Source organism: ANME-2 cluster archaeon (genome assembly GCA_014237145.1).
In the GTDB taxonomy this organism is placed as follows: Archaea; Halobacteriota; Methanosarcinia; order Methanosarcinales; family Methanocomedenaceae; genus Methanocomedens_A.
Genome location: JAAXOC010000026.1, coordinates 1 through 9,003, shown reverse-complemented (window position 1 = coordinate 9,003; position 9,003 = coordinate 1). Strand labels below are relative to the sequence as shown.

The window sequence follows — 9,003 nt, the reverse complement described above, 5'->3', positions numbered from 1 at the left end:
ACTGGAGGTGAGCCTATAACATTCAACCTCGAAAATATAAAAAAAATGATGGGGTGGTGCCCGAATGTGAATAGGGATATGGGAAAAGATCCATTATCCTTTAATTATTCAAAATCATTTTCACAACGTAATGAAACCATTCGATCAACATCTTTGCCATCATTTTATAAAAATATTTATGCTGGAGGATTAGTAAAAGAAAACTTCATTGGCATAATCTCAATTTTGACTGTTATTTTTTTCTCAAATAATTCCTTAATTCATAAATATGAGATTCAATTAGTAATGTTAGCATTGGTGTTAACACAGTTTGCATTATCCAAGTCAAATATTGAAATCAATGATAAATTTATCGAGGTCCGCACACTATTTCATTGTATTGCAGGTTCAACAACTCATTCATTAGATTCAATAAACACAATACATATAGAGAAAAATAATAAACTAGGAAAATTTATATTATGGGTTATTTTCATTATAGGATTATCTTATATTTTATTATTTTTGTCTCATCTTTTTGCAGGAAAAACTATTGGAGAACTTACCCCAAGTATCGTAGGGATTATTTTTTGTTTTGGTTGGAGCTATATCATGTATGTCACATTAAAATCAGATTACCAGATTCAAATCAGCTTTAATCCACATCCATCTATCAACAATTTGTATATTTATGCAAAGGAAGCGCGGGATATTGCAGACTTACTTGAGGAAGCAAGCAAGGATTCAGGTAATGGTGCAGTAGGTGATGACACGTGAATTTATCAATACTGAGGGTGCATCCGTATGCATTTCTTATTGAGGTATTTAACAGAACTAATAGGGTCTAGTGATTGAAATGATTGCGAACATGGTCGATAAGGTAAAAAGGATGATGGGATGGTGCCCGAATGTGGGTGCTATGGAAGCCAGAAAAGCAATGCAGTTCGATGACATTGTGGTAAATGCATCCGATAGTGATAATGAATTACCTCAATTGACTTCTGGGTGGTTGACTAAATATCGCAACCGGATTTTATTGTACTCACTAATTCTCATGCTGGTGGCTATTTGGCTTTTTATTTCAGAAGGGATAAACAGATTGGACGTATTCATGACAGGTATAATCTCAGGTTTAGTGTTAAGCCTATTTACAGGAGTAACTGAATGGCGCAAACTCAACAAGGCTGCTGCCGGAGGATTTAGAAGGTTGCAGGTAACCAGGAAGCAGATGTTAGTTAACTATCTGATCATAATTGGACTCATAGTCATTGTCATCTTTATCAGCAGTTATTTTGCTGTAAAGACTGGCCGTAACATTAGAGATATTTCTGCCTTTAGTTCAGGTTTCATTTTAATTGTCTGGACCCAGTTTTTTGAAGTGGTTTACTGGGAGTGGAAAAATAAGAAGACATTGATTGTAGAGAAAGCATCTTTTTATGCAGTAGATGCTGAAGTAGGGGGGAGCAAATGAATACGATTAAGCAGGGAATTGTGATGGCAGTATCCGTATTCATATTTTCGGCTCTTTTTAGCAATTTTATGGACGGAAGGATTGACTGGCTATTATCCTTTAGTGTTGCGAGCGGCTTTCTTCTGGGAAGTGTCTTGATGTACCTCTGGCAGAGGGACGGAAAAAAACAGAGGATGTGATCAGATTCTGGTGGATATAGCAGATAGAATGAAAAGGATGATGGGATGGTGCCCGGGTGTAACTCCAGCTAAATACAACACGATCCAACATGTCGATTTTGTAAATCCTTCACAAATGGCATCTGGTGGATCAAATGTTGAAAAATTTGAATCTAACAATGTAATGTTCTTTGCTAACAAATCAGTATTCACTTTTTTCTGTGTTATAAGCGTGAATCTGGTTTTGATGTTTGGCCGGAATCTGGATTATGCAGTATTGATTCCAATTCTCATGATAATGTATTCCTTACTTTATTTCCTTGAATTAAAAATGTTTCAGGCGAGTATTTCTATTGATGAAAACGGTGTGCACTTAAAGTCATTCGAACTAAGAGATGTCGTACTAAACTACAGGGACATTAAATCAGTTAAAACATTTAAATGGAATAAACCTTCAATCGCATTAAAAGCAATAGGGCTAATGATCCTTGTTGCATTTCTTGCTCATTCAGTAATATCCGGGGAATGGAAATTGATTGTATCAATTGCCCCCTTGCTGCCATGGTACTTGCTTGTGAAACATAAGCAAGACCGGGAAAAACATAATCTGGATACACAATTGTATATCGAATCCAGAAAGAAAAAGTGGTATGAACTCTCACCGTATTATTCAGTCATAACAGACCAGATGACCGCATCCGGGATACAGGCTGCTATTGAACATTACAGGGGGGTAAAGTGAGATGGCTGTTTCATTTCAAGATGTCAAGAGAATGTTGGGATGGTGCCCAAACCTGAATTTGAATAATTATCCGATCCCACATAATAATTTAGGATCATCCTCGTCACTAACATATAATGATACAAATCAACCCACATTACTGCCTATACTTTTGAAAAATACTTATGTTGCGGGGTTAAGAAAAGAGGCGATTATTGGATTACTCTTTGCTTTCACTGTTTTTGTTCTCTATCATATATCCGGACATGATTCCTTTTTTAATAAATATGGAATTGAATTAATAATGTTTTCCATTGTGTTAACACAGTTTATCATATCGAGATCAAGCGTTGAAATTAATAGTAAGTATATCAGGGCCAGTACTATATTTCAACGGATTTTGGGTTCAACAACCCATACTTTAGATTCAATAAATACAGTACAGGTACAAAAAAATAAACTATACAGATTAGCGTACTGGGGCTTATTCATAGTAGGAATACTTTGGCTTTTCACCCTTCTTTCACAGACATTTGCAGGAGAACCAATGGAAGACCTTACTCAAAGTCTCATATGGGTTGTTTTTTGTTTTGGTTATGGATATATCATGTACATTGGTTCAAAATCAGTTTACCGTATCCGGATTCATTTTAATCCACATCCATCAATCAACCATTTAATGATGCATACGAAAGATGCACATCAGATTGCAGATATACTTAAAAAAGCAAACAGGCATTCAGGTGATCTTAGTAGGAATTATCAGCCCGGTACTGCTGGTCAAGTGGCGGCAGTTTGTCCAAAAAAATGAAAGCATCTAACACTACAGGAATGTTCCCGACTAAGCTTTGGTTTTTCCAGGTTACAGAACATCTCACAACCAGACAACAACACTTAAATGTCAGTCAATTAGACTATAAACGATAAAATGAATGATGAAAAACTAACCGCTTACCTTAAAAACATCCTGGAAAAAGGCCGGATGGCTGAGGCTATAGATATCTCAAAGGAGATGGGGGCCCAACTTTCTGAAGAGGAGATCAATAGTTATATTTTCCAGTATCTTGATCAGGGATGGCTTTCGAAAGCTGTGGAAGGTTCAAAAGCTGCAGGTGTCGAGCTGCCTGACGATATGCTCTTTGGCTGGATCGATAAATATCTTGAGGAAGGGCAGATATATTCAGCTATTAATGCAATTAAATTCCTTGGAGTACCACTCCCGAAAGACAAGCTCATTGAGGCGGGCCGCAAATGCCTGCTGGAAGGAGAGCTTAACAAGGGCCTGGATGCCTTTAAGGCGGCAGGTGAGGAAGTGCCGGAAGAGGAACTGCTCAGTTGTGGCAACAAGTGTTTTGAAGAGGGTAAGTTATATCCCGGGCTGGAGGCCTATGAAAAAGCAAATAAGACGCCGACTGATGAGTTGCTTACTCTGTGTGGTGACAGGTGTTTTGAAGAGGGTTGGACCAACCGGGGTCTTGAATCGTATGAGCGTTCTAATATGTCTCCTACTAAAGAGAAACTGCTGGCCTGTGCTTCCAGGTGTTTCATGGACAAGAACAAGGATGAAGGCAGAAGGGCTATAGTGGAAGCAAATAAAGCCAGTGAATGAACTGGTGTGAGGGGAGAACCTTTCCTCCACCCAACAACGTAAATAGGAAAAGTTGTAGGAGTTGTTGTAGGAGTAGAAGTAGTTGCATGAGTAATATTAATTATTAGCGAATATTGAAAAATAGCAATTTATTTATAGATTAGCAGAAAAAATACAATGGAGATTTTGCATTAATTCAGTTAACTTTTATTTTAATTGGAAAATAAATAAAGAGTTGATAACATGAAAAAATTGAAAATGTTCATCTTGATAGGTCTAGTCATTATTGGAACAGCAGGAATAGTAAGTGCGCAGCAGACACTGCTAGATGGTGGTAATGGTTTTGATGACGCAATTGAGATAGATCCGGGAAGTTATGTGACAGGTCATGACATTCCATTTGATACACCGGAATACTTTAAACTTACAAATAAAGTTAATGCCGGACAGTTGCTTACAATCAAAGTTATTAATCCGGTAGTGGAAAATCGAACTATAATCAGCAGTGCTAAATTGTATGACATAGATGGGGTAATACTGCTTCCGGAATATGATAATCCTTTGAAGAATGTGGTTGGTGCGGCTGAATCCAGAAGTCATCTCTGGCTGCCCGGTTCACAGGAGAGTTCTTATACATATTACCTGAGCGTTGGTGGTGGCGGGATTCTTGATACCGTGACAGGTACAAAATACATTATCACTATCGATGATAATTTCGATGCCGAAAGTCAAACAGATGCAGGAGCCACGTTTGAAACAGCTATGGAGATAATAGAAGGGACTCATAACGGTTATCTATCTGGATCGCTGGGTACGGACACTAAAGATCTCTACAGGATGGCTGTTGAAGCGGGAACAGTGCTAAACGTTAAAGTGACCCCGCCAAGCGACAGGATGAGAGGTTTTACACTTTACGATGAAGATAGGATAGAAATTGCAACAGAGTATCCAAATAATCCGGATGCGATTACTAAAACAACCCAGGAAATAACCTATAGTGGTGATATCTACATCGGGATCACTTCATATGATGATGATTACGGAGAATATTCTCTGGATCTGGAAATCACCAACGAAACTGGAATAGCTGGTGGAGAGGGACTGGAGGTAATAGAAGATAAAGACAAAGTTGGGTTACCGGAAGATGAAAGTGAATTGCCGGAAGATGAAAGTGGATTACCGGGATTTGAAGTAATATTCACAGTTGCAGGACTCCTATTAGTGACGTTTCTTTTGAAGAGGAAATAATTAAGATATAAGGTAGGGAATGTGTAATATCCGGATCAGCAAAGGTTGCACGATGCAGAGTCTGGTTTGCTGATGGATTATAGAGGCAGTCTAACAATTACTTTTTGAATTGCCGGACAGCCTCTATATAGCACAATTATTTAAGGTATGGATGGCCAAGAAAATCCTCACTTCGTTCGCATTTTTTAAGCCTACAGGAAAGTATATATTTTCCTAAACGTTCAAAAAGAAGATATGAAAATGAACATCCCTAAACCACTCATTCTTATCATACTTGATGGCTGGGGTATAAACCCTGAAATTGAAGGAAATGCAATAGCCAATGCTGATACACCGGTGATGGACTACCTGATGGGAAAATATCCCAATTCCACACTGGAAGCTTCAGGCAAGGCAGTTGGACTTCCCCCGGGCCAGATGGGAAATAGTGAAGTAGGTCACCTGAACCTGGGTAGTGGTCGCGTGGTATACCAGGATATCACAAGGATAGATAAATCGATTGCGGATGGCGATTTCTTTTCTAATAAGGTACTGACCGACGCAGTTGAACATGCACTGACAAACGGCTCATCACTTCATTTGATTGGTCTGCTCTCGGATGGGGGAGTGCATAGTCACATCGAGCACTTGTCTGCACTGCTGGAGATGGTAAAGAATGCAGGACTTGAACAGGTTTTTGTCCATGCATTCCTTGACGGCCGGGACGTCCCGCCGCACTGTGCAGGAGAATATATCACCCGGACCGAAGATCTGATGCGAACACTTGGTACAGGAAAAATTGCTACAATTGGCGGTCGCTATTATGGAATGGATCGGGACAACAGGTGGGAACGTGTCCAGCTTGCCTATGATGCCATAGTACCTGGCAAAGGCCTGGCATCACCCGATGCAGGAAGTGCGGTAAGGGCTGCCTATAAGAGAGGGGAAAATGACGAATTTGTCAAACCCACCGTTATACTGGACGGGAACCATCCAACAGCTACCATACAGGATAATGATGCTGTGATCTTTTTCAATTTCAGGCCTGACAGGGCAAGGGAACTTACCAGGGCCTTGACAATGCAGGATTTTTCAGGGTTTGAACGACAGAAAGAATTGAACCTCTATTTCGTCTGCATGACCCAATACGATGAGACATTTGATCTTCCAATAGCCTTCCCGCCTGCACACATTGACAACACACTGACGGAATACCTGTCAAAAAATGGAAAAAAACAGCTTCATATTGCTGAGACTGAAAAATATGCCCATGTGACGTTCTTCTTTAACGGTGGTGTGGAAAAACCCTGTAAAGGAGAGGACAGGATACTCATACATTCTCCGGATGTGGCAACCTATGACCTGAAGCCTGAGATGAGTGCTTATGAGGTCACAGATGCTGTTGTGGAAAAGATCGTATCAGGCGGTTACGATGTGATCATACTGAACTATGCCAACCCGGATATGGTCGGGCACACTGGCGTTATGGATGCTGCCGTTACGGCCGTAGAGGTTGTGGACGAATGCCTGGGCAGGGTGGTTCGGGCAGTAGAGGATATGGGCGGTGTTGCCGTTATCACGGCAGACCACGGCAATAGTGAGCAGATGATCTATTATGAGGATAAGAGCCCGCATACTACACACACCACCAACCGGGTGCCCCTGGTATTTGTATCAGATATGGATGTGGACCTTAAAGACGGTATGTTCGCAGATATCGCCCCCACCATACTGGAACTGCTGCACCTGGATGTGCCGCCCCAGATGACGGGGCAGTCCCTTCTCCTCAGAAAAGATAATTAAGAATAATTCCAAATAGACCTGCATATGGTAAAAACAGCAGTGGTCTTTGACAGTGCAGGCACACTTTTAGACATGTACAGGGCAGCAAAGGACCTCAGGAGCGGTTCCATTTATTATGATATTGTGACAACTGACCTTGCAGGAACTAATCCCGATTTTGCCATTATTATTCTGCACATTGAGCCAGAACAGTTGATGCAGATGGACGGGAGTTATCCGGTACATCGATGTATTAAGGAATTAAATGTTAAGATCGATATTGGTTGCAGCAAAAAATCATTGAGTATTGATGAGGCACATTCCATTATCAGTTCTGATCCCTTAGCACTGGTATCTGACCTCCAGGAAGTGCTGGAAGCAGTATGGGATCGCTGTGATAATAAGCAATATTTGGGCGTGGGCCTGATGGTCGATGCGGCCCGACGTTGTATCCCATATACATTGAGTACGGGCGGATGCCCGTATCCTGAAGCAGAGGATGTTGTATCCCAGCTTGAAGCGTTAGGTGTAGATACATTTATTGCATCAGGCGATAAGCAGGAGGATGTTGAAATGGTATCAAGAAGTATCGGTGTCAAAAAGGAGCATACCTTCGGGCTTTCAACTCCGCAGCGTAAATGCAGGATCATCAGGGAACTTAAACTATAAGATGAAAAGGTCGTTATGGTAGGAGATGCTATTAATGACATAATGGCATTCAGGGAAGCCGATTTTGCTGTGTTGACAGTCCAGCAGCGAAACTCAAGGCCTGAAAGATTGTGCCGCGAATCGGATGCAGTGATCGACCATATTACCCAGATCGTTCCACTGGTGCGTGATTTACTTTGAAAACAGGGAACCCGGTACTTTTAAAAGGCAGCGGTAAGAACTATTTTGTAACGGCAGGTAACGGGGACCTGCATACAGAAGTGGGTGTGTTCAAGCTGGACAGATTGCTTGAAATGGAGTACGGTGATCCTATTGCATCGCACCTGGGATTTGAATTAAAGACACGCTGTCCAAGGGCCCCTGATTTTTTTGGGAAGTTGAAAAGAACCGGAGCGCCTGTAAATCCAAAGGACATCGGTATGATCATATCCCATACCGGTCTGAATAAACAAGACACTGTACTGGATGCAGGCACTGGCTCGGGCATCCTTGCTATTTATCTAGGACTTATAGCAAAAAGGGTGCTATCGTATGAGGCCAGGCAGGATTTCCTGGATGTGGCCAGGTCTAATATCGCCCTTGCAGGTCTTGATAATGTGGATGTGCGATATGGGGATATACTGCAGGAGATACATTCAATTGATGAGACCTTTGATGTGGTCACCCTTGATCTGCAACATGCATCCGATGTTGTACCGCTTGTGCCTGAAGTGTTGAACCCGGGCGGTTTTTGCGTGGTGTTCTCACCTTTTGTGGAACAGGCAAAGGATGTGCGTAATGCCATCAGTATGATCGAACTTGAAGAGGTTGTCACCTTTGAATGTACCCAGCGTGAAATATCCTTTAGCGAAAGAGGGACGCGTCCGTCTACGACCAGGGTGGGACATTCGGGCTATGTCACATTTGCCAGGATACCTTGATTGTTACCAATTCTGTTACCAAAAAATATATTAATTTTCAAGATAACATAGTTAATTACTCCAGTTGTGTGTATCAGTGAGAATACTGACGACACTGGAGTCAGGTGGGCTGGTAATGAAGGACCGGGTGGTCAGTCAGCACATGAATATAATACTAGGTGTTGGTCGGTCATCAATGTTGTGAAAGGCATGGGGTCCACTAAGATCTCTTAAACCGGATGATCGGTGATCCTTCATTGAAAGCAACGTTGGCACAATTGCACTGCACTTGTGTGGAGTAAATAAATCAAGGGAAATTCCCTTAAGGGACTCCTTGAGAAAGCGGGGTCAGCCCACCACCACAGAATATTTTACGCTGGCCTTATTTGTATCGCATTTAAAATAATTACGTCAGTCGGTCCCAAAAACACATAAATAAACTGGAAAAAACAGTGTGAAGATTCCCGTTGAAAATTGACCCCTTTTTCCCACCAATTTTGACCCCCCCC

At 41.4% G+C, this 9,003-nt stretch carries 11 protein-coding genes; all 11 read left to right on the top strand.

Annotated features, from left to right (window positions below):
- Window positions 1-66: 66 nt before the first annotated feature.
- A complete protein-coding gene (locus HF974_03750; GenBank protein MBC2697453.1) occupies window positions 67-756 on the top strand; it encodes a hypothetical protein in 690 nt (229 codons plus the stop codon).
- 91 nt (window positions 757-847) lie between these two features.
- Window positions 848-1,450 carry a DUF1673 family protein gene (locus tag HF974_03745; protein MBC2697452.1) on the top strand — a complete coding sequence of 201 codons (603 nt, stop codon included), beginning with the start codon at window positions 848-850 and terminating at the stop codon, window positions 1,448-1,450.
- Window positions 1,447-1,629, top strand: coding sequence for a hypothetical protein (locus HF974_03740; GenBank protein MBC2697451.1), 183 nt, complete (start codon window positions 1,447-1,449; stop codon window positions 1,627-1,629). The genes HF974_03745 and HF974_03740 overlap by 4 nt, the downstream gene beginning before the upstream one ends.
- A 10-nt stretch (window positions 1,630-1,639) precedes the next feature.
- The gene (locus HF974_03735) at window positions 1,640-2,350 is read left to right on the top strand and encodes a hypothetical protein (protein ID MBC2697450.1); all 711 of its coding nucleotides are present in this window, start codon (window positions 1,640-1,642) and stop codon (window positions 2,348-2,350) included.
- A 1-nt stretch (window position 2,351) separates the two neighbouring features.
- Complete coding sequence (locus HF974_03730; GenBank protein MBC2697449.1) at window positions 2,352-3,140, top strand: hypothetical protein; 789 nt, start codon at window positions 2,352-2,354, stop codon at window positions 3,138-3,140.
- A gap of 117 nt (window positions 3,141-3,257) precedes the next feature.
- On the top strand, window positions 3,258-3,938 hold the full coding sequence (locus tag HF974_03725) for a hypothetical protein (protein ID MBC2697448.1): 681 nt from the start codon (window positions 3,258-3,260) through the stop codon (window positions 3,936-3,938).
- Window positions 3,939-4,160: 222 nt separating this feature from the next.
- Window positions 4,161-5,165 (top strand): hypothetical protein, encoded by a 1,005-nt coding sequence (locus HF974_03720; GenBank protein MBC2697447.1) that lies wholly within the window; start codon window positions 4,161-4,163, stop codon window positions 5,163-5,165.
- Window positions 5,166-5,411: 246 nt separating this feature from the next.
- On the top strand, window positions 5,412-6,947 hold the full coding sequence (locus HF974_03715) for a 2,3-bisphosphoglycerate-independent phosphoglycerate mutase (protein ID MBC2697446.1): 1,536 nt from the start codon (window positions 5,412-5,414) through the stop codon (window positions 6,945-6,947).
- Between the two features lie 24 nt (window positions 6,948-6,971).
- Window positions 6,972-7,595 carry an HAD family hydrolase gene (locus HF974_03710; protein ID MBC2697445.1) on the top strand — a complete coding sequence of 208 codons (624 nt, stop codon included), beginning with the start codon at window positions 6,972-6,974 and terminating at the stop codon, window positions 7,593-7,595.
- A 15-nt stretch (window positions 7,596-7,610) separates the two neighbouring features.
- Window positions 7,611-7,775 (top strand): hypothetical protein, encoded by a 165-nt coding sequence (locus HF974_03705; GenBank protein ID MBC2697444.1) that lies wholly within the window; start codon window positions 7,611-7,613, stop codon window positions 7,773-7,775.
- Complete coding sequence (locus HF974_03700) at window positions 7,772-8,515, top strand: methyltransferase domain-containing protein (protein MBC2697443.1); 744 nt, start codon at window positions 7,772-7,774, stop codon at window positions 8,513-8,515. Before HF974_03705 ends, HF974_03700 begins: the two co-directional genes overlap by 4 nt.
- The last annotated feature ends 488 nt before the right edge of the window (window positions 8,516-9,003 follow it).

What these genes read in the sequence shown, in the direction of transcription:
- HF974_03745 (MBC2697452.1), top strand. Translation starts at nt 848, where the DNA reads ATGGTCGATAAGGTAAAAAGGATGATGGGATGGTGCCCGAATGTGGGT.
- HF974_03740 (MBC2697451.1), top strand. Translation starts at nt 1,447, where the DNA reads ATGAATACGATTAAGCAGGGAATTGTGATGGCAGTATCCGTATTCATA.
- HF974_03730 (MBC2697449.1), top strand. Translation starts at nt 2,352, where the DNA reads ATGGCTGTTTCATTTCAAGATGTCAAGAGAATGTTGGGATGGTGCCCA.
- HF974_03725 (MBC2697448.1), top strand. Translation starts at nt 3,258, where the DNA reads ATGAATGATGAAAAACTAACCGCTTACCTTAAAAACATCCTGGAAAAA.
- HF974_03720 (MBC2697447.1), top strand. Translation starts at nt 4,161, where the DNA reads ATGAAAAAATTGAAAATGTTCATCTTGATAGGTCTAGTCATTATTGGA.
- HF974_03710 (MBC2697445.1), top strand. Translation starts at nt 6,972, where the DNA reads ATGGTAAAAACAGCAGTGGTCTTTGACAGTGCAGGCACACTTTTAGAC.
- HF974_03705 (MBC2697444.1), top strand. Translation starts at nt 7,611, where the DNA reads ATGGTAGGAGATGCTATTAATGACATAATGGCATTCAGGGAAGCCGAT.